Origin of the sequence: Rhodohalobacter sp. 8-1 (assembly GCF_038150125.1) — a bacterium.
Classification (GTDB): Bacteria; Bacteroidota; Rhodothermia; order Balneolales; family Balneolaceae; genus SW132.
In genome coordinates, this window is sequence record NZ_JBBVMF010000021.1 from 1 (window position 1) to 22,773 (window position 22,773).

The following is a 22,773-nucleotide window of genomic DNA, read 5'->3' on the forward strand; positions in this document are numbered from 1 at the left end:
CCGAAGGGCTTGATCCCAACCAATTAGGCATCGGATTCACCTAAAATAACGGGGTAACTTCTCTGTGCAAGCACTTGACTCTATAAATTATGCGGTTGAGCATGGAGCAAAGCTAATTCTGACGAGCCATTTGGGCCGGCCCGGAGGCGAGCCATCCTCCGACTTGAGTTTAAAACCGGTGGCCGATCACCTGGCCACGCTTGTGGATGTACCTGTGCATTTTGCTGAAGATTGTATTGGCGAAGAGGCAGAAGTGATCATCAAATCAGCAAAGGAAGGGGAAATTGTGCTTCTTGAAAATGTGCGGTTTCACCCGGAAGAGAAGCAGAATGAGCCAAAGTTCGCAATGAAACTTGCCACTCATGCCGATCTTTTTGTGAACGATGCATTTGGAAGCAGCCATAGAGCACATGCTTCCGTGGCGGGCGTGACCGAATTTCTGCAGCCCTCGGTCTCCGGGTTTCTGCTTGAGAAAGAGATTCAATACCTGGAAGATAGCGTGAACAACCCCAGCCGCCCGTTTGTGGCTATTCTTGGCGGTGCGAAAGTGTCGGATAAAATTGGCGTGATTGAAAATCTCATCACCAAAGTAGATACGATTATTATCGGCGGCGGGATGACCTACACGTTCTATAAAGCAAGTGGTTTTCCCGTGGGCGACTCGCTGGTTGAAGATGACAAAGTAAAACTTGCGGGCGAACTGATGAAGAAAGCTGAAGAGGCCGGTATTCATTTTATGCTGCCTATCGATTCCGTTGTGGCTAAAGAATTTAAAAACGATGCTGAAAATAAAGTCGTGGACCAAGACGGAATTGAGCCCGGCTGGATGGCACTCGATATTGGCCCGCAATCTGCGATCGCATTCGGCAACAGAATCCGAAACGCGAGAACGGTTCTCTGGAATGGGCCGATGGGCGTGTTTGAGATGGAAAATTTCGCTGAAGGCACATTTACGGTTGCACAGGCACTTGCCGATGCAACAGCCGAAAATAATGCAATCACCATAGTTGGCGGCGGAGATTCTGCAGCGGCCATCAAAAAAGCGGGTTTGAGCGATAAAGTGTCACACGTCTCAACCGGCGGCGGAGCCAGCCTGGAATATCTTGAAGGCAAAGAGCTGCCCGGTGTGGCCTCGCTGACGGATAAGTAATGTAACTTCGTCTGACGATTGTCTTTTTCGTCTGACGAATTTCTGAGGGCGAGAACTCATTCCAAGGATCGCGTTGACTGGGTTGTGAGTCACATGAACTCGTCAGCCTTCAAAAGCAGAATGCAGAGGAGGATATAAAAAAAGCCCGCTTTCTTTCGAGAGCGGGCTTTTTTGGTTGATTAAGCGCTTTAAATGTTACAGAATCATTTAATCAGGGTCAGTTTTCGGGTGCTGATAAAGTTGCCCGATTGAATCCTGTAAATGTACATGCCGCTGGCCAGGTTGGATGCGTCGAATGTGACGTTATGCCAGCCTGCTGATTTGTTTTCATTGACCAGCGTGGCCACGCGCCGTCCGGTCATGTCAAACACCTCAAGAGAGACATCGCCCGCTTCAGGCAGACCAAACTGGATGGTTGTGGTTGGGTTGAATGGATTCGGGTAGTTCTGTTCTAACACAAACTGCCCCGGAATTCCGCTGGATGGTTCCACCGTTGTTCCAATCTGAACTTCAGTTTGAACATCGGCTTCATCCCAGCGGTCTTCTTCGTTGCCAACATAGTCGATAGCCTGGCTAAAGAATTCATATGTTTTTCCGTTTTCTCCGGTAAAGGTAGCGGATGTTTCCGTCGTCTCTTCCTGCCAGATCGAGAATTCACCGCCATCTTCCGATACGTAGACGTTGTAGAGTTCAGTACCGCTTGCGTCATCATCACCACTCCAGCTTACGGAAAAGTCTGTTTCCGTTTGCAGGCTGTCGAGCGACTGAACGGAACTGACGGGGGCTTCAATGTCAAGTGTATTGGACCAGACCGGCGTATCGATCGGGTCGTTCTCATCGAATATGATGCGGGCTGAATTCCCAAACGTAGTGTTAGACGGAGTTCCTTCGTTCGTACTCACATAATAACTTACTAGCCCTTCACCTTCAGGGGACGTTTCATTAGGTGGTAGAAATCCGGCCAGGGGGTCCAGCGTGGGTTCCATTGTTTCCGGATCAAGTGACTTGAACACCCAGCTAAGAACGCCGGTTGTTTCATCCAGATCAGCTTCGATTCTCAGGATCAGGTCCATCGCGGGACGCAAATCGACATCTTTACTGGTAGTCAGTACATTCGATTCCATGCTGATGGATGTGTCGCTCCAGGCAATCATACCGAAGGAGAACGTGTCGACATTGAAAACACTGGTATCGAGTGTGTCTTTGATGATCACGGTTTGAGCTGCTGCAGTGGCTTCAGCCTTGTTTTCAAAAAAGACAACGTAGGGCAGGGAATCGCCTGATGCGATGTAGCGATTGTCGAGGACACCGCTTGGCCCCACCTTATCGTTGGGATCGAACGACCCGATACAGGTTGTGCTGGATGAACCCGATGCGCTCACGGACCCTCCGCCTGCTGAATTGCTGCACGCTTCGGAAACGCCCTTAATGCCGCCTGCGCCACTTGCGAGATCATTCAGCTTTTTCATGACTTTGATGGCTTTTGTTGCCGGAACTGCATCGCCTGCACAGTTGATGGCCCCAACCACATTGGCACTTATATGGGCGTATATATCAAATTGTTTATCGTAAAAGCCTTCTCCAATAGAGGTTGCAATGCCCGCGCCCAGTTTAAAGCAGTCGGCTCCAGGCACAAATTCAAGCGCCAGTTTTGCGATCTCGTAGGCGCATTTGTTCAAGTCTGCGCCAGTTACCGGCATTCCGGCTTTGACTACAGGATTTACAGGTTCGTTTTCGCAGACTTTACTTCCGCTGATTCCAAACGAACTTCCGCCGCTTGTAACGCTTGTAAACTCTGTGCCTTCACCTCCTCCACCGCCACTTCCAATTGCCTGCGGAAAACGCTGCTGCGGCAAAAACGGGTACTCTTCCTCCATGCCGTCTTCCGGAGGGGGAGGGGTCACGCCAAACTGCTCCATTCTGCATTTCAAATTTTCATAAGCATCATTCGTCGGGCAATTAGGGCCGGGTGACGAGGAAACGCCATAATCAAAATTTTCAACCCGGATGCGCTGCATGGATGCGCCGCCCGAATTTTGTATCGTGGCCTCGATGGGAACATCGCGTCCTGCCCGCTGAAACGGCGGTGTTGTAACCGTTACGTTAATGGATACCGCTCCCGGTGTTGATCCAAAACTTCCATCATAAATTTCCATCAGCCCGTCGAGAAACCGGATAGCCAGAGTTAAGCTGCCTGTCTCCATCCCCTCAAACTGAGTGAAATTTCCGGTTCGTGAACCACCGGGCCACACAAGGGATTGAAACCGATCGCTCTGCCCCGGGGTGAAGTCATTCAGAAGCTCTACAGACAATGTTCCGGCAAGCGCCACATTACTTGCACGAATTTGATCGTACGTGCTGCCCGCTGTGGTTCCTGCAATTTTTAGGGCGATGGTAGATTGCGGGCTTTGAGTTAAATTACCTTGGATCTGCAGCTGTCCTATTTCTGTTGCTGATCCCGGTTGAACCAATCCACCGGAGTTATTCATTACATCAGCAATAATATTCCCTGATCCATTTATGGTTCCTCGATTTAGCAGGCCGTTTGGCGCATCAATAACGAGCATGTTATTACCAAGATCGAGGGTTCCTGAATTTTCGAGCTCCCAGTTAACCGTAAGCACATTGTTATTGGCGATGGAATTAATCAGTCCTTCGTTCAGAAATAACGGAGCTTCACTGCTTTCTGACAGCACACTCATCGTGGTTGTTTCATTAGTGGGACGCAGATCCATTTCTGCATTTTCACCAACAAGAAATGTACTGCCGTTCCCGGCAAAAAACCGGTCGCCGCGGTAGTCAATTGTTCCGGCGGTAATACTGAGGTTTCTCGTGTCCAGCACCTTGGTATTTGATTCATTGCTGCCGCTGATGCTGATGCCGTTGGTGGCAAACGTGGTCCCGCTGCCGGCCATTGTACCTCCGCTCCAGGTAAAAGTACCGTCCACTGTAACATCAAAGTCACTTTCGAGCGTGGCGGTTTGATGGTTTTGCTCATAAGAGTCTGTAACCGTCAGATCGGAACTCAGCGATAAATAACCCCCGGCATTCAGAACCAATGTTCCGATGGTGACGGAGGTATTGCTTTCCAGAAAAAGTTCTCCCTGGCTGCCGCCTATAATCAGGCCGCTACCGCCGATGGATGTTACATCAGCTGTCGCCGGAAAGGTAACCGTCGCAATGCCATCTCCTGAAGAGCGAATTTCCGTTGTTCCATTTACATTATATGTGCCGGACAGCGTGATGTCTGAGTTTCCGTCACCTGATGTTCCAAATCTTATCGTTCCCTCGGGCGCAGCAGTGATCGTTGAACCATCGGAAAAACTATAGGTGCCGTTGGTGTTGAATTCCAATGAACCGGAAGCTGAATGATACGAGCCGTTGTTGTCTGTGACAGGCCCGGTAAACCGTAATGTAGAATTAGCCTCGTTGATTGAAATGGAACCAGAATTATCCAGAGCCCAGCCGACTGAGATCGATCCGGAGCCGGAATTTTTCTGAATATTGCCAAGATTTCGAAGTGTGGCTCCGCCTGTGCCTGTTTGAGACAGTGAGCTGCCATTGTCACCGGTGAGATTGAGCAGTGCATTTTCGCTAATTTTGAGTAAGCCGCCATTCTCACCGGTCAGGTTTGAGCCTGAGAGGGTCAGCTCTGTTTCGGATGGAATAATCAGGGTTTTTGCGTTAAGAACTTTTCCACCGCTACCGGAAATTTCCATTCCATTCAGTGGGTATACTGTTCCAGCGCCGCTCATCGTACCGCTGTTCCAGGTCAGTTGACCGGTAACGCTTACTGCTCCCGGCCCGCCAAGTGTCCCCCCCGATTGAATATATGAGGTGAGGACAGACATACTATCCTGTATGCTTAGCTCAGCGGTGGGGCTTGAAAGCAAAATACTGTTGACGGTTACATCGCCCGGTACAGTAATCGTGTAAGAATTCCCGGGGTTAAGGCCGATTAAAATATCAGAATCGGTACCGGGAACGGCTGTTGAACTCCAGTTTGCTGGATCGTCCCAGGACGAGCCGTCGCCATTTCCGGTCCAGCTTACGCCTTCAACTGAAATAGATCCGTTAATACGAGTGGCAGTGGGGGCATCAGGTCCGGGTTCGTTGAACTGTACTCTTTTTAAGGTGAGATCTGTTTCCTGCTCAGATCCGGGTGATTCACTTCGCTTAAACACCACATCAGTCAGGCTGCCGCTACCTTCCAGCGGAGATGCTGATGCGGCAGCGATTGTAACAACGCCATTTTCAGCTGAAGCACTTGTTGATATTCCGTCGGAAATTGAACCGGAAGCATCAAGAACGTCAAAAGCCACAACAGACGGATCGTACTCAATTTCAATCTCGTAGGAATAAATACCAAGGCCGGTCACATCCATTACTTCCAATGGTACAGATACGGAGCCGCCATCTGACAACGAGTACTCGGAGATCGTCATCGTAATATCATTTACGATCACTTCGGCAACTTCAGATGAAAAATTGTCCGCGTCAGTGGCTGTAATTTCGGTAACGCCTCGCGACACAGCCTCAAGCTGGCCGGTGGATGGGTCAATAGAAGCAACTTCAGAATCGCTGCTGCTCCAGGTAAAGGGCGCCGTTCCGCCTGATTCCACGCTAAACTGCTGAGTGTCACCTATGGTGAGTTCCGCCTGAAGAGGCGTGATCTCAGGAACGGGGGCATCATTTATCGTAATAGTCCCGGCCTGGGCCATTGCCTCAATGGACTCATTAAACAGAATATTCTGTGGCGTGATGGTTGCTTCACCACTTGCGTTTCTTGGTATCTGAACATTAATCTTCAAAAGATCACCCGCACCAGAGAACGGATCAGAATTGGCAAATGCCACGCTGATTAGATTTCCATCTATATACGTTGTTGGCTCAGATCCTTCCAAGATTGTCCCCTGCGTGTCGAAGGAAAGAATATCGATTTTATTTGATGGGAAAGTCAGTTCAAATTGCCCCGATTGAATATCCAATCCTGTGATGTCGGTGATAGATATTGTTACGGTACCCTCGAGCGTTTGGGTGATGGATTCATCGCCCACAGACATCGTCAGGTCCAGCAGCGATTCCGGTTCAATCCGAAACAGGCTGGTAGAATCTTTGAGTCCGTTGCTGTCTTCAGCATACACGCGAATAGTACCGGGTGTCTGCGCTGACAGCAGGCCATCTGAGTTAATCTGAGCCACGGAATTGTTTGATGTAGACCATGTGACCGGCGCTACTGCATCACCTTCCAGGTTAAACTGAAACGTTGTTCCTTCAACAATTGCGTTGCGGGGAGTCTGCGGATTAATAGAAATGCCGCGGATACGAACAGTTCCTCCCTCCGTGGTAACACCAGGATTGCCTTCATTAAGCTGTGTATTCCGGAACCCGATGTCGGCTTCCTGGAATTTTGTTGCTTCGCCATCAACCTGAACAGTAAGCGTGAATAGCGTACCGGAACCGGTGAGGGTGTCCGTGCCGGCAAAAGCCAGCCGGCCGGTTGTGGAGTTGAACAACAGGTTACGGCCCTCAAGCAGTGCTCCTGTGGCATCGACATCAACCAGTGAAACCATTCCGGAAGATGTGGTAAACTCCCATTCACCGGATACCACGCCGTCGGCTTCAGTGAGCTGGGTTACGTTTACGGGAATTTCAATCTCTGAGCCTGCATCAACGGCTGTATCGGGCATAGAGATTGTAATCTGCTGGGCAACACCGGATGCTGCCCATGACAGTGTTAGAAACAGTATGAATGTGAGTCGTTTTATAAACATGGATATCTCCTCTACAATGATTGATTTCTATGATTACTTGATCAATGTCATTTTCTTGACATCCATAAAGGTGGCGCCGCTTTCGCCGGCAACCTCAATTCTGTAGAAGTAGACACCGCTGGCTGCAGACCCGGCATCCCAGCTCACCGTATAAATTCCGGCCGGTCGGTTTTCCCTGTTTGCGAGGAGAGCAACCTGCTGACCAATGGAATTGAAAACCGATACGGTTACTTTACCGCTTTCGGGCAGCTGATACTGAATGTTTGTAGCAGGATTGAATGGGTTCGGGTAGTTCTGCTCAAGAGAAAATGCTTCCGGTAAGTTAAGCTCATCCATTGTGCTTGTGGCAACCTGGTTAGCTGCTTCGGTCAGGTCGATCTCATTAAGTTTTAAGTCAGTGATGTCAAAATCACCAGGCGAACCTGCAAAGGACTCGTCAAAATGGAATCGAAGATGGACCAGATCTCCCATAGTTACGGATGGTTCAACACCGGCAACTGCTGCCGTAACTGTGCCATCTTCGGCCCTGATTCTGTCAGACCATTCGGTTGTTTCAGTAGTTCCAATCAGTTCAACGGAAGTGAAACGGGTGTCGTCGTAATCAAGAGAAATCTGTCCGGAGTATAAAGGCAAGGCACCTTTCGATTGTATAATCAGATCAAAAGACGCGTCACTGATTTGCGTGTTCAGCTCAAACAGATCTTCGGGAGCAAAAGACGGCGCTTTTCCGGCACCCGGGAACCCGCCGATAGCTCCGACAACATATTGAAGCACATTGGATGCATCAAAAGCCGTAATATCTCCATCACCGGTGACGTCGGCGGCGGTCTGCTGACTTTCGGCCAACTCTAAATCTCCTACGACAAACTGAAGAATGAGCGAACCGTCGAATGCGGTGACGGATCCTTCTTCACTTACATCACCAAGCAGCACGCCTGACCGCGATACCTGCCATGGCTCATACTCAACACGGTTCGAACCACTGACGAGAATCTGGTTACCCTGGCCGCCAAGGTTGGGATCGGTATTTGAATCATCAGCAACAAATGGACCTGTGGAATCTCCCCAGTAGTTATTGATGGCCGTTACATCGCGAAATGCGTACAGAGCTGCATCATCATTATTGTAGAAATTATTCAGATGGATATTCGGATCGTCCGAATCGTTCTGAACTCTAAACCCGTACCGGTTGCTGTGGATATCCGAATTGCGAATTGTTGGTTTCGCGCCATCTTCAGAAAAAATTCCGTAAGTAGCATTCGACACAAAACTTGAGTCGACCAGAATTTCTGAGTTTTGGTCAAAAAATAAGTTTGTGTTGGCATACCGGACGATCACGTGCTTAACAAGAGATTGTGAAGAGGAGGATCCATAGAACAGAAGTTCACGCCAGTTTCCCCTTGAAGGAGCCGTGTCTGTCGAGTCACGGTTTGTATCTCCTGCATAGGTGTCATCAAGCAAAGATGTAAAGATGATTTTGCTGTCTGCACTTCCCTCGGCAACCAGGCTGCCTTCTATCCTGAAAGAATCATTATTGCTGCCTCTGCCAAGTTTTACTACGGTTCCGGGTGCAATATTAACGCTGTCGCCTGAATTGATGTAGGTTGTCCCTGTTATCGGAATATAGGCCGGATTGGTATATGAAGAAGGCCAGCTGTAGCCGAGATTACCATTGAGCGGCAGATTATTGTTGGAATAAATACCAATCGCATCGGCATATGTATGATCTGTGAAAGTATTACCATCATAAAAGTTACCATCGGCATTGGTGGTTCCATCCCGGGAAATTTCCCCCATTACGGCGATGGGCAAATTATTATTCTCGAACGTATTGTCTTCGATAAATGCACGTGTCGAAATAATTCCGGTCCCTGATGTATGTCCGCTGATTGTACTTCCGCTAATCTCCAGCGCTTCATCAGATTCTATTCCTGATATTCTCGCATATATACCGTTACCGGCATTATTGAGAATCTCGTTGAACTGCATGGATGTTGGCTGGGTTGATCGTTCAATAATCACACCGTTGCTATTATTTTCGATAACGGAATTCGTGATTTCAGTGAATGATGCTCCATCATCATTATCATCGGCGAACAGACCGGCGTAACTGTTATTTGAGCCGCCATTGTTTTGAATCACAGATTTTCGAAGGATCGCCCGGGTACCAAATCCATTTGAACTTCTGTCCCTGATCCATACACCATGCCTGCTGCTGTTCGTAACTGTAAGCGAATCAAATTCAACGGCACTCTCTTCCTGGAACACCCCGTATAGCGATGCATTATCTAACCAGAGGTTTTTAAAAATACTGCTGTACTCAACTTGTGATGACGAGGAAGTCCCAAGCTCAAGGTTTACGCGTGCATATCGCACATACACGTTGGCAAGCCTTGTATCGGCACTGCCGTTATTTCTCAGATGAAGGCCTCCCCAGTTACCTCTGGATGGAGACGTTTCATCATCTACCTGGGCAATGTTTCCGCCATAATCGTGATCAAAAAGAGACGTGAACACAATTGGATCTTGCTCACTACCCTCAGCAATCAGTTTTCCCTCGACTCTGAATTGAGTATTGTTATTTACAAGCTCAGGAGCCGTTTTAATGGTAACACCGGGATCAATGACAAGGCTGTCGCCACTGTTTACCGCATTACCGATAGACGCAAGCAGGTAGCTCGAGTTATTGAATGCTTCCGGCATTGTGGCGCTCAGTGTATCACTGAGGTTTGAAGAGTAAATAGCAATTGAATTATTGTATGTATTATCAACAAATTCATTGCCGTCTACACCGTTTTCATCCACAAATATATGCCCAAGGCGGTTCCACGCAGCAACTCCAAACCGGTTTCCTTCAAAACGGTTGTCAATAAATACTGCTTTTGAACTTCGCACGCCGGATTGACCGTTATTAGCAAACGTATTCCCAAATAAACTGATATCCTGTCGCTGCCGATTCGAGTTCAAGCTAACACCATGATAAACGTTGTTGCGAATCTGATTGGCGCCAAAAATAGTAACTGCTGTTGCAGATTCAATGACCACTCCGTTGGCGTTGTTTTCAATCACGGAATTTGTGACACTGCCGAATGTAGCTCCGTCATCATTATTATCCGCGTATAGCCCGGCATAGGAACCATTGGATCCGCCATTGTTGCTGATCAGAGAATTGTTGATTTCAACAACCGAAACAGTCCCGTTGCTGCTTCTGTCGCGAAGCCAGATTCCGTTTCTTGAGCTATTGGTAACGGTTATATTGTCGAAGGAAACGAGACTTTCTTCGATGAATATCCCATAAAATTCAGCATTGTCAATCAAGATATTACTAAATGTGTTGGAATAATCGACCGTGTTTGAAGATGAAGTCCCCATCTCCAGGTTGTACCGTCCGTAGCGGATATTAACATGATCAAAACTTGAGTTTCGTGTACCGTTGTTTCGCAGGTGAATTCCACCCCAGTCGCCACGAGACGGTGATGTGGTACTGCCCTCGGGAGCTATATTTCCACCGTAATCATGATCATACAGTGATGTTAATGTAATTGGGTTTTCCTGGGTGCCTTGTGCGATTACCTGGCCTTCAAACCGCAATGCTGTGTTCGAATTTGTTATAGATGGAGCCGTTTTGATTGTAACGCCTGCTTCGATAGTAACGACGCTTCCACTAGCACTTGCGTTTCCAGATGATGCCAGAACATAGGTAGGATTCGGCAGTGCTTCAGGAACGGTTGCACTTATAGTGCCTCGCAGGTTCTCAGCGTAAAGTGCAACCCCGCCATAGGTGTTATTAGAGAACGTATTACTGTCGACATCAGAATCATCTGTATAGGAGAGAGACATATTTTGCCAGGTTCCAACGCCAAACCTGTTTCCATCAAAGGCGTTGTCAATCACGCGTGCACTATTGGTTAAAAGACCGGATTGACCGTTGTTGGCAAATGAGTTGCCGCGGAAAATAATATCAGCCGTGCTCATTCCATGATAGAGCCTTACCCCATGACTTGAGTTGTTGCTGATCGTGTTGTTTTCATAAAGCTGCGGTCCCGAATCGGCATATTCTGCAACAACCCCTATTCCCGAATTGCCTGAAATCTCGGAATTTGCCAGTTGTTCAATGCGGGTTTTGGTTCTGCTGCCCCCGCCATTAATATAAATGCCGTGGTCACCATTATTATTTGATGTAAACCCATCAAGATTGACGGGTGCGTTTGATTCTGCAGATAAAAAATAGAGCCCCGTATTTCCATTGAGGCTGGTTTCTCCCCCGGTCATATTGAGTGAAGATTCCCGAAAATAGAAACCATTTCGGCTATTACTTATGGAGTTCACGTTGCTCCAGCCGCTTTGAGATACCTCAGAATAAATTCCGTTACCGTTGTTATTGTTCACATACAGATCGGATAAACTTGCAGTGTTATCAAAATAGAGGACTCCGTCATTTGAATTACTTGAACCATACCGGAATACACTATGTGAAAGTTGTGAGCCCGCTCCAAAAAACTCAATCTGACCCCAGTTTCCAGGGCCGGGCGTGCTGGCATCACCATCGCCGTTGGAATCGCCGCCGGCCGCATCATCGCGCGTCGATGTAAAGATGATAAGTGAATTTCCCGTACCATTTGATGATAATACACCATTAACCGTCATCGAAATGCCGGACCCAAACTTTACGATCGTCCCCGGTTCAACGGTTAGCGTGTTACCGGCAGTCACGGTAATATTTGATGATACCAAATAAACATTGCCGCTTTCCCAGGTTGTGTTGGAGCTAATGTTAGATGTTACTCCAATAACTGGCAGATCCATGCCGGAGCCGTCTCGCCAGGGTGTATAGTTGATATTGCTTGTTATGGCATCTCCATTTCCGGTGGGATTTGATGCAACTGTTGGACCGAGAGGACTTCCCCAATAGTTAAAACGTGCATCGAGTACATCACCGCCCAGGCTTTCAATTCCCCATGTTGAATTCCCGGCAATATTATTATCACGTATCGTAGGCTGTGACGAACCTACTTCCTGTAACTGGATACCAATATCATTGGCTTTGATTTCGGAATTAGTTATCTCCGGTCGTCCATTGTTTTCAATCAGGATACCAACGCCATTTGTATCAATCAGGGACTCATTAATGACAGCCTGAGAATTGATAGGGATTCGAATACCACCGGCCGTATTTCTGTAAATCTCACTTTGGGTTACGCTAAAATTCAGGCTCAAATCAGCAAAGATGCCAAACCCGGTATTATCATAAAATTTAGAGTTGCTGATATCTGATGAAGATGCCCGAAGATTAATTCCGTGCTCACCACTATTGCGAAATACCGAGTTGCTGATGGATACCGGAAAAGCATCTGTCGTGAAAAATATCATCCCTGATCGGCTGGCTCCCGCACCATACTCAAACGTGGTGTAGTCGATCACCGAACCGGCGTCTGTTGTATTTCGAAATTCAACTGATCCCCAGTCACCCGGACTTTCACCAGTAGATGTAAAGATTATTCCATCAGTATCAGAGCCCGCTGAGGCCAGGGCTCCATCAACCAAAAGCGAGGCACCGCTTCCCATGATAATCGTAACTCCGGGGTCGATCGTAAGTGTATTGCCGGCGGTTACGGTAACCGTTTGAGATACGGTCACCGGGCTGTCGGCAGCTGCCCAGGTTGTGTTTGTGGTGATGTCGCTGTCAACTGTAAGCTGAGCAAGTGCAGTTGAAGTGAGCAAAAATAGTGACAATAGAAGGGTAATAGAAAGTATTCGTTTCGTCATGGTAGCCTGTAGTTCTGATTAATTTAAAGCAGAGATTCGGTCGGATTTTTTCCGTAGATGATTTATGATGCCGAATCAGATGATATAAGTTATCCTTACACATAACTTGCGTAAGTGTAGGGACATGAGTGTCATTAAAATATTCTAAGTCTGTAGATGCCTAAATATGGTTGACACTTTTAATTAACATGTAACCTATTGGTCGCCGTTAACGGCGACCAAATATTTACGCGATAATCAGGGTGGCCACCCTGATTACGTTCTTTGATAAATTGATTCGGTGACAACTTTTTCGGAAGCCCCCGGTGTGGTTTACTACGGTTGTACAACCGCACTGCTTTGGCAACTCCCTGGCATAATGACCGATAACCATCAGTTGTGTAATACGCCAGATAATTATGTTTGATCGTTCGGTTGACCCGTTCGCAATAGGCATTCTGCCAGGCATAGTGAGCCATACTGTGACGGACCTCCCGTCGGCCAAGATAGCCGGTAAACTCAGCACTGGTGTATTGGACCCCACGATCGGTATGAACAACCAGGTTGCTTGTATCCTCGCCTTTTTGGCCGGCAAACGCCTTGGCGAGGCAACGAACCTGACTTGCCGCGCTCAGATCCCGGCTGCACCGGCTGGCCAGGATCTGGCGGGTATATACATCAATTACAAAGCTGACGTAATACCAGCGACCGCCGCTCCACACATAGGTGATATCGGTTTGCCACACCTGGTTCGGAGCGGTTATATTCATCCCTTCAATCAAGTTGGAACAAATAGTCACTCCAGCTACGGTAAACGATCGTGGGGATGATTTTACCCGAAACCCACAGTTAAGCAGTACCTGTTCGGTCCAATCGCGGCCACGAGGCATTTGCTCGCGCACTGCATAGTGGATATCACGGCACCCCATTTGGTTATGCTGCTCGCGAACCTCGCTGGCCAGTTCTACGGTTTTAAGCAAATCCCGTTTCTCCTGGTTCAGCCGGGCAATGCCCTGGTGGGCACCCTGTCGGGAAATATTTTGCCAGTCAAGCATCAGCTTCATTGTCCAGGTGATTTTTTCTTTGTTGTCGAAGAACCACTCGAAGCAGCGGAGTCGTACTTTTTTTTTAAATCCTCGCCGACCTCATCACTGGCCAGGTCGATAAACTTCTTATAGTAATCGATCTGCATCTGTTTGTGGCCTACGGCCTGTTCGAGTTCGGCGATCTTCTGCTGCATTTGCTTAAGTTTCTCGGTTTGAGAATCTTTGTCGACCACGAGTACGGCTCCTTTTTTATTATAGGTTGAGTAGCGGTGAATCCAGCGATAAATGGTGGTCATAGAGACCTGATATTCACGCGAAGCAGCCGCTATACTGAGTTTGCCGGATTCAACCAACCGGACAACTTCTTTGCGCAAGGTAGGTGAAAAAGTTCGGCGTTGCCGAAGATATTTTTTAGACATAAGTATTCAAGTTTTAAGTGAAAATTTATGTCAACCTATGCTAGGCACCTACAGTCTTTAAGCCACAATGCAAAAGCGGTGGATTTCGATTGTCAACTTCTATTAAAAGGGGAGAAAAATTTGGCATTAAATTCATAAAAAACATGAAGTAAACGCTGTATGATGGAGAAATCTAATTGGCTGGTTAGTCTGACGTTGAACCGTAAATAGTATTATAATCTTTGATGACAGTTTCAAGATAGGCTTCATCAGAGATGGACGAATCTTCAGCTCCCGTTTTTTGCTCAATGGCGCTTCGCGTCCGGGCCATTAGCTTTCGATGAGCGTCGGGCGAGTAGGTTTGGCGGGCGTTCAGAAGATTTTTGATCACATTAATATCCTTGTCCTCAAGTTCGGCTGCACCTTCGTAGACAACATCACGATCGAGCTCTGTATGGTTAAAGAGCTGCCGGTGAGAGAGCTGATCATCCCGCTCATTTACAACGCAGGTGCCGGCTACTATGTCGCCAAGTCGCTGGCCTCTGCCATTGATGAGAATGGTTAAAATGGCCACGACTCCTCCGGTGGCTGAAATCTCGATGAACCGAAACAGCCAGCGTATCAAGTAGGAACCGAGTGAGGCGCGTGTTCCGTCAATGCGGGTGACGCGAATGCCCATAATTTTTTTACCAACGGTCCGGCCATTCCAGAGCGTTTCAATGAGGGGGAAATAGATGAAATAGGGCAGAAAAATGGCAAGTGTGACGATCCAGTTTATGTTCAGGCTTTCAACAATATCGGAAGGAACAATACCGCCCCATGACCACATAAAAACCATGATATAAATCACATATAAAAAAACGTCATACAGCCAGGCAACTATTCTGTAGATAAGGGGTGCAGGCTTGTAAGTAAGACGAACATGCCTGCTTGTTTCAATTCCAATCTGGTCCATTTGTAAATTTCTTTTCTTTTATCACTCAAATCAATTACTATCTTCTAACCCGGATTTCTCACCAAGAAATTTTCCTGCGGCTAATATACAACGTCCCGTTCAACTGATGAAATAGACCGAAAACTAACAAACCGAATGGAGATCACCTATAGTGTCATGTCAACTTTCATTTATCGAATAAAGACCTGAAAGCATCCCCGGTGCCAGTGTTTTCTGGTCCCGATCCCTCGGGGCTTTCCGTCCCGCGGCGGTCGAGATGTCAGCGTCTAAAACCAACGCTGTCAGATCCCCCATAGGGATCCCTTCGGGGCGGTGGGTGCTGACAGGTTGCTTTCGACATTTCATATTTGACTAAACACTATTCTGTTTTCCCTGTTAACTAAAACCAGCTATTGTTGAGAGAAGTTACCTTCATAAAAAATAACGAAGAGCGGTGGAAAACGTTCGAGAATCTGCTTCATATAGACCAGGTCGCAGATCCCGATCAGCTTGCGGAACTCTACATCGAACTGACCGATGACCTCGCCTATGCACAAAGCCACTTTCCGGGAAGTGAGTCGGAACGGTATTTGAACCGGCTTACGGTAAAAGTCCACGATGAAATCCATCAAACCCGCAAAGAGGAGATGGGGCGGTTTGTGACGTTCTGGACCCGCGAGCTTCCCGAAATTTACGCGATCAGGCAAAAAGAGCTACTCTATTCGTTTGTGGTGATGATACTCGCACTGTCGATCGGTTACCTGAGCCAAAGCAGTGACCCTGATTTTGTACGATCTATACTGGGCGATCAGTATGTAAACATGACGATCAACAATATCGAAACCGGCGATCCCATGGCAGTTTATTCGAGCCACCGTCAGATGGATATGTTCCTGGGAATCACCTTTAATAATGTGCGAGTGTCATTTCTGATTTTTGTCTTCGGTCTGCTGACTGCCATTGGGGTCGGTTTTATCTTGATTCAGAATGGAATCATGATCGGGTCGTTCTTGCAGTTTTTCAACCAGTACGATTTAATGGGCGAATCGCTGCGAATCGTTTTTATTCACGGCACGCTCGAAGTGTCTGCTATTGTCATTGCCGGCGCGGCGGGTTTTGTTTTAGGCAATAGCTTCTTGTTTCCGGGCACCTATACCCGAAGCCGGTCTTTTTTGAAAGGTGCCAAAGAAGGTGTGAAAATGATTGTGGGGCTGATCCCGGTTTTTATCACTGCCGGCGTGCTTGAGTCTTTTGTGACGCGCTACACGGGAATGCCGGTTGCCCTAAGCCTTGCCATCATTGGGCTGTCCTCCTTTTTTATACTTTGGTATTACGTTTGGTTACCGCAAAAAATAAAACGCTCTCAATTTAATTTAGAACCACCATCGGAGGGCACTGCTTTGGTGCAAAGTCCTCTATCAAATACCACAACCAATGGATCACAACTTTAATGTAAGACAGGCGCGCTCCGTGGGGGACGTTCTTGGCGACACCTTTACCTACATCCGGGTATACTATAAAAGCCTGGCAAAAATGATTGCCGTTTATGTTTTAGCACCGCTTATGGTAGGTTCAATAGTTATTTCAAGCTCAATGGGAGAGTTGATGACCGAATTCACGGCGGGGCTACAAGATCAGCCCGATCCCAATTTATTCAGTACGGGTCTTGAATTTTTTGCCGGTTTCTTTTTTTTGATGATTTCCTACTTCTTATTGATGGGAGTTGTCTACCAGCATATCTATTATGCCGGGAAAGGAGAGGTGCCGGAAAGTATTTCCGATTTTAGTGACGGGATGTTTTCGAAACTCCTGCGACTCATTCCTGCATTGCTGATTGTTGCTGCACTCTTCTTTTTTGTGGTGCTGTTGGGAGGTTTTGCTGCTATTGAAATTTCGGGATTTCTTGTGCTTTTTTTCATTCCACTTGGTGTCTACCTGATGATAAAGTTAGTTCTGTTCCCCATCGCATTTTTCGTGGAAGACGCCGGTGGATTCAATTCACTTGTCCGATCTTGGGAGCTGACAAACGGATATTTCTGGTCAACATTTGGTGTCTACTTATTAATTACGATTGTCTTCGGGATTCTGTCTCAGCTTTTGAGTACCCCGCTTTTCGTGGTGACGGCAATTGCCGGTGCCGGCCTGGGAACCGAGAGTGGAATAATGGAGATTATAGTGGTTTTTACCTACACACTGTCCTTTGTTTTTCAAGTGCTGTTTTTCGCGGCCCAGTCAATTGCTCTCGGCCTTCACTATTTTAATCTTGAAGAACGAAAAGAGGGACAAACCTTAGGCGAGCAGGTTGCCGGGCTGGAAAATGAAACAGCTTAACATGGATGAGAAAAAATGGGAGTGCATTAATAAGGTGCAGTGACATCGATAAAAATCGAAAGTAATTAGATGAGTTTTTTTCGAAATGTCGAGTCATGCTAAATTAGCTTGTATTTCATGGATGACTCATCCGATGACTTGCTCACGGCATCTTAACCTTTTACTTAATACAACGAAAACTTTAAATACATCAAGCCTGAATGAGTCAGGGCTGATACCGTACTGTTGTTTGAAATTTGATGACAATCATGCATCCACATTCGAAACAAATTACTGTCGTGTATTTTGCTGCACTGTTGCTCCTTCTGTCGCCGGTCGTGTTACATAGTCAAATTCCGGCGGATCAGTCTGACGTAAACGTGCGTCAGGCTGACCCCGACCGGATTGAGTCCTACAAAAATGATCCTGCGTTTGTGTATGATGAATCTGAGCCTGAGACCTCCTTGATTGGCATGATCATTCGTGAAGTAATTCAGTTTTTAGATCAGGCGCTCGGTGAGGGTACAGGAAATACAATTTTACAGGTTATATTCTTCGCAGTTATGGCTGGTGTTGTGTACCTGGTTCTCAACCAGATTATGAAAGGAAAAATCTCTACCGCCTTCACCGGTCAATCTGCGTCAGAGACCATCCATTTCAGGCAGGATCCGGCAGTCCAAAAAGATGAAGATTTAAACCGGTTAATTGAATCAGCAGCCCGTGACGGTAACTACCGGGAGGCGGTTCGACTACTCTATCAAAAAGCGCTGAAAGAACTCAGCGGGGCAGGTCTGATCCGGTGGACGGCCAGTAAAACCAATCTCGATTACCTTTACGAGATGGATTCCCATTCCTCGTCGGCATCATTCCGACGGCTAACACGCATCTACGAATACACTGAGTACGGAGACTTTGAAATCGACCGGGACGGATTCAATCGGATGCGTACGCTGTATGTTGCTATGAATGATCATCTGAACGGGGACTCGGATGTCTAAGCGGGATAAATTTTTTCTGTTCCTTTTTGGGCTGATCACCATTCTATACATTGGCTACCAGGTAACCGCTCCCGAACCAACAGACTGGAGTGATTCCTATAGCCGGGACGACACCATTCCATACGGCACATACATTCTCAACGAAGAGCTGAGCCAGGTGTTCCCGGAACGTGACATCCATGAACTCATCATTCCGCCGTTTGAATACCTGAGGAATCCCGGGTTTGATAAAAGCGAGAGAAGAAACTGGATTTTCATTAATAACGAGATCAATCCGGACCCGCTGGAGCTTGAGCTGCTGATGGGCGCCGTTTCGCGGGGTGATGATCTGTTCATTTCAGCATCGGCCCCCGGACAGGCACTGGCTGACACACTCGGATTTGATGTTGCTTACCGAACCGCGCTTGGGACGAGTGATTCCCTTGAAACACTTCTCGATACCACCCGGTTTGATACACAGCTTAACTTTGAAAATCCACAGCTTCAGCGAGACGCCAACTGGGAGTATGAGGAACGGCTATCGGCTTATTTTACCCGCGTTGATACTGCCAACACCGCACGCCTTGGCTATACGGATGGCCGCCGGCTCAACTTCATCCGCATTGGCCATGGGGATGGTAATATCTATATACACCTGTTTCCAAGGGCGTTTACAAATTACTATGTCAGGGATTTTCAGCACGCAAATTATGTGTTCAGGGCGCTTTCTTATTTACCGGTTCGCAATGTGGTTTGGGATGAATACTACAAAGCCGGCCGAAGCGGCTACACAACCCCGATGGGATATGTGTTGAGTCAGCCTCCCCTGAGAAAAGCCTGGTTTTTAACCCTGACAGGCGTCGTATTGTTCATGATTTTTAAAGGCCGTCGTGTGCAGCGGGCTATTCCGGAACGCCATCCGCCAAAGAACAGCACGCTTGAATTTGCCCGGACAATCGGAAGCCTGTACCTCGAAAAGGGAACCCATAAAGAGATTGCCATAAAGAAAATCAGGTTCTTTACCGACTACTGCCGGCGCAATCTCGGAATCAACATAATTGAAATAGAAGATGATCCGGCTGGTGCAATCGCTGAACGGTCTGGAATTCCTGAGCCGGAGATTAAAGAGATGATGGATATCATTCTTAACATGAAGAAGAAACCCGAGATCAGCAAACAAGATTTACAAGACGTAACATCAAAAATTGATCAATTTTATAAAAAAAGCCTACGATGAACGAACATGATATCGACCCCGACGAGCCATCTCAAACCAGTGAATCAGGCGGAGAAGCAGCGCCCGAAACACAAGAATCATTTCAATCTCGAGTTGACCTGAGCGGGGTGGAAGTTCTTGTTAAGGATCTTCGTGAGGGGATTGGTTCCGTGATTGTGGGTCAAAAGAAGATGGTGGATCTGCTTATCGCTGCTCTGCTGGCTGATGGTCACGTGCTGATTGAAGGCGTGCCCGGCGTGGCAAAAACTCTGACTGCAAAACTTCTTGCCCACCTGATCGATTCCCGGTTCTCGCGCATTCAGTTTACCCCGGACCTCATGCCGGCTGATGTAATTGGTACGAGCGTGTTCAACCAGAAGACTACTGGGTTTGAATTTAAGCCCGGACCCGTTTTTTCCAACATCGTGCTGATTGATGAGATCAACCGTTCGCCGGCCAAAACACAGGCGGCGCTGTTTGAAGTAATGGAGGAGCGTCAGATTACCGTTGACGGGCAAACCTTCGCGTTCGAATCGCCATTTTTGGTGCTGGCCACGCAAAACCCAATTGAGCATGAAGGCACCTACCGGCTCCCCGAAGCGCAGCTCGACCGGTTTTTGTTCAAAATAAGTGTGCCATATCCCAGCCTGGGTGAAGAGGTTCAAATACTGGAGGGGAGCTACAGCCGGAAAAGCAGAATTGACTTTTCAGCGCTGGAGAAAAAAGTGACGGCATCTGATATAGTCCGCCAACAAGCTGTTGTCCGTGATGTTCATGTAGAAAGAAAATTGATGCAGTATATTGCTGAAATCATCCAGAAAACGCGAAGCAGCAGCCAGGTTTCGTTTGGCGCATCACCGAGGGCCGCTGTATTTGTGATGAGGGCATCCCAAGCGTGGGCTGCCATGAACGGCCGGGATTTCATCACCCCTGAAGATGTGAAATGGGTGATGGGGCCGGTGCTTCGCCACAGGATATCACTCACGCCGGAAAAAGAGATGGAGGGCACTGCCCCCGATAAAGTAATCAGATCGATCGTTGAAAGTGTGGAGGTGCCGCGATAATTAACCAGCTCAAACGGCTCTACCTTACCAACCGGTTTTTCCTCTGTATCGCAGGGCTGGTAGTGCTCTATCTGCTGGAATATTTGTTGTCACTTCCAGGCACCGTGGTCACTGTGTCGCTAATCGTTTTTTCGGTCGTTCTTGTGACGGATCTGCTGCTTCTTTACCGCAACCTAAACGGTATTGAGGCTGAGCGCCACCTGCCGGAACGCCTTTCTAACGGTGATGAAAACAGGATTCAGTTTTCGGTCATCAACCGGTATATTTTCATGATAAAAGCTGAGGTGATAGATGAACTTCCGGAAGAGTTTCAACTCAGAAATTTTAGGTTTGATATACATCTAAATCCGGCCGAAAAACAGGCGCAAAGCTATTCGCTTCGGCCCACAGAACGGGGCGAGTACAGATTTGGCCGGCTCCTGGTGTATGCTCAATCACGGCTCGGGCTGATTAAGCTGCGATATACGTTTGGCGATGAGCAAAGTGTTCCCGTATACCCGTCGTTTATCCAAATGAGAAAATTCGAGCTGATTGCCTTTTCAAATAAACCGGCGGATGCGGGTATCAAGAAAATAAGGCGGCTGGGGCATACCATGGAGTTCGACCAAATTAAAGAATATGTTCGCGGTGATGATGTGCGGGCGATCAACTGGAAAGCCACAGCCCGTGCCGGTGACCTGATGGTAAACACGTACCAGGATGAACGCTCGCAGCAAGTCATCAACGTGATTGATACCGGACGGGTGATGAAGATGCCGTTTGACGGGATGCACCTGTTGGATTACGCCATCAATACGAGTCTTGTTATATCAAACATTGTGCTCCTGAAAGATGACAAAGCCGGCCTGATGACCATCAGTAACAAAGGCACATCATTTGTGAAACCTCAGAAAAAACGGGCGCACATCCGGCGCATACAGGAACAGCTGTATAATATCAGGCCGAATTTTCTTGAATCGGATTACCGAAGGATGATGGTGTCACTGAAAAACAGTGTGAACGGCCGCAGCCTTGTTCTCTTTTATACCAACTTTGAAAGCCTGTCGTCGATGGAGCGACAGCTGCCAACTCTGCGAGCCATCGCAAAAGATCATCTTCTTGTGGTCATATTTTTCGAGAATACGGAACTGACATCATTATTAGAAAATGCACCCGGAACGGTGGAAGATATTTACACCAAAACAGTGGCTGAATCCTTCATGTACGAAAAGCGGCAGATTGTGAGAACGCTGAATCACCACGGCATCCAAACAATCCTCACGCCACCTAAAGAGCTATCTGTGAACGCAATTAATAAATATCTTGAATTGAAGGCCCGGGGTATGTTGTAGAGTAGGGTATGAATTTGGTGATTAGTTATCAGTTTTTAGTGTTGAGTTGTAGAAAAAACCCGCAATAGATACATTCGACTGAGTGGGAAGGATCTACCCGATCATTAGAACGATTGCGTCGGTAGTGCATGTTATTTTATTAGACAGCACACTTTGGAAAGCGATAACATTTTGTGATAGAATTGATAGGATTTCGATATAAGGTTATCCATGAATAATTTACGATATTAAAGAAAATCAAAAATAAACAAAGAATACCATGAGTAATACACTTGAATTTACAGACAGCAATTTCGCTGATGAAGTCGAAGAAACTGATAAACCTGTTCTTGTCGATTTTTGGGCAGAATGGTGCGGCCCCTGCAGAATGGTAGGTCCGGTTGTTGACGAAATTGCCGGCGAATATGAAGGCAAAGCAAAAGTTGGAAAAGTAAATGTAGATAATAATCCTGAGATATCAGTGAAGTATGGCATCCGCAGCATCCCGGCTCTGTTGATTTTTAAAGACGGCGAAGTTGTTGACCAAATCGTAGGTGCCGTTCCAAAAGCACAGATCAAAAAACAGCTCGATGCTCAGCTAGCCTGATTTTCAGGTACAAACGGAATAATATTATTAGAGGCTCATTTATTTAAAGTGGGCCTCTTTTTTTTGAGAGTTGAATCACGAGTTGTTCAATAATTCTTCCCGGAGTTCGAATCAGTAACCTTTCAGTTCGCAAAAGCAGCGTGCAGACAGGCCATACATAGTTTTACAACTCATTCGGGCTTACCCATAACTTTCTTTTTAACTTTTACGTTAAAATTAACATAAGATTAACCCCTAAGGTC

Annotated in this window: 13 protein-coding genes; 8 read left to right on the top strand and 5 right to left on the bottom strand. The window is 47.2% G+C overall.

The genetic code is table 11. The annotated features are described in order from the left end of the window. Positions 1-64 precede the first annotated feature (64 nt). The gene (locus AABW11_RS16560) at positions 65-1,150 is read left to right on the top strand and encodes a phosphoglycerate kinase (protein WP_340106250.1); all 1,086 of its coding nucleotides are present in this window, start codon (positions 65-67) and stop codon (positions 1,148-1,150) included. Between the two features lie 203 nt (positions 1,151-1,353). Here AABW11_RS16560 and AABW11_RS16565 read toward each other — a convergent pair whose 3' ends face one another. The 5 genes from AABW11_RS16565 to AABW11_RS16585 form a co-directional block, all read right to left on the bottom strand. Next, positions 1,354-6,924, bottom strand: a complete 5,571-nt coding sequence (locus AABW11_RS16565) for a cohesin domain-containing protein (RefSeq protein WP_340106251.1) — start codon at positions 6,922-6,924, stop codon at positions 1,354-1,356. A 33-nt stretch (positions 6,925-6,957) separates the two neighbouring features. Beyond that, positions 6,958-12,690: a right-handed parallel beta-helix repeat-containing protein gene (locus tag AABW11_RS16570; protein WP_340106252.1), complete on the bottom strand. Its 5,733-nt coding sequence runs from the start codon at positions 12,688-12,690 to the stop codon at positions 6,958-6,960. Positions 12,691-12,869: 179 nt separating this feature from the next. Continuing rightward, entirely contained in the window at positions 12,870-13,733 is an 864-nt protein-coding gene (locus AABW11_RS16575) for a DDE-type integrase/transposase/recombinase (RefSeq protein WP_340106253.1), read from the bottom strand. Beyond that, a complete protein-coding gene (locus tag AABW11_RS16580; RefSeq protein WP_340106254.1) occupies positions 13,730-14,134 on the bottom strand; it encodes a transposase in 405 nt (134 codons plus the stop codon). The genes AABW11_RS16575 and AABW11_RS16580 overlap by 4 nt, the downstream gene beginning before the upstream one ends. A gap of 184 nt (positions 14,135-14,318) precedes the next feature. Beyond that, complete coding sequence (locus AABW11_RS16585; RefSeq protein ID WP_340106255.1) at positions 14,319-15,068, bottom strand: RDD family protein; 750 nt, start codon at positions 15,066-15,068, stop codon at positions 14,319-14,321. A gap of 395 nt (positions 15,069-15,463) precedes the next feature. On the opposite strand from AABW11_RS16585, the gene AABW11_RS16590 reads away from it, so the two are divergent. The 7 genes from AABW11_RS16590 to trxA all read left to right on the top strand — a co-directional run bounded on the left by AABW11_RS16590 (position 15,464) and on the right by trxA (position 22,531). Next, complete coding sequence (locus tag AABW11_RS16590; RefSeq protein WP_340106256.1) at positions 15,464-16,498, top strand: stage II sporulation protein M; 1,035 nt, start codon at positions 15,464-15,466, stop codon at positions 16,496-16,498. Beyond that, on the top strand, positions 16,482-17,378 hold the full coding sequence (locus tag AABW11_RS16595) for a hypothetical protein (protein ID WP_340106257.1): 897 nt from the start codon (positions 16,482-16,484) through the stop codon (positions 17,376-17,378). The genes AABW11_RS16590 and AABW11_RS16595 overlap by 17 nt, the downstream gene beginning before the upstream one ends. 248 nt (positions 17,379-17,626) lie before the next feature. Beyond that, positions 17,627-18,355, top strand: a complete 729-nt coding sequence (locus AABW11_RS16600; protein WP_340106258.1) for a DUF4129 domain-containing protein — start codon at positions 17,627-17,629, stop codon at positions 18,353-18,355. Further along, complete coding sequence (locus AABW11_RS16605) at positions 18,348-19,571, top strand: DUF4350 domain-containing protein (protein ID WP_340106259.1); 1,224 nt, start codon at positions 18,348-18,350, stop codon at positions 19,569-19,571. Before AABW11_RS16600 ends, AABW11_RS16605 begins: the two co-directional genes overlap by 8 nt. Continuing rightward, positions 19,568-20,614, top strand: a complete 1,047-nt coding sequence (locus AABW11_RS16610; protein ID WP_340106260.1) for an AAA family ATPase — start codon at positions 19,568-19,570, stop codon at positions 20,612-20,614. The genes AABW11_RS16605 and AABW11_RS16610 overlap by 4 nt, the downstream gene beginning before the upstream one ends. 113 nt (positions 20,615-20,727) lie before the next feature. Then, entirely contained in the window at positions 20,728-21,945 is a 1,218-nt protein-coding gene (locus AABW11_RS16615) for a DUF58 domain-containing protein (RefSeq protein WP_340106261.1), read from the top strand. A 259-nt stretch (positions 21,946-22,204) separates the two neighbouring features. Then, entirely contained in the window at positions 22,205-22,531 is a 327-nt protein-coding gene (trxA, locus tag AABW11_RS16620; RefSeq protein ID WP_340106262.1) for a thioredoxin, read from the top strand. The last annotated feature ends 242 nt before the right edge of the window (positions 22,532-22,773 follow it).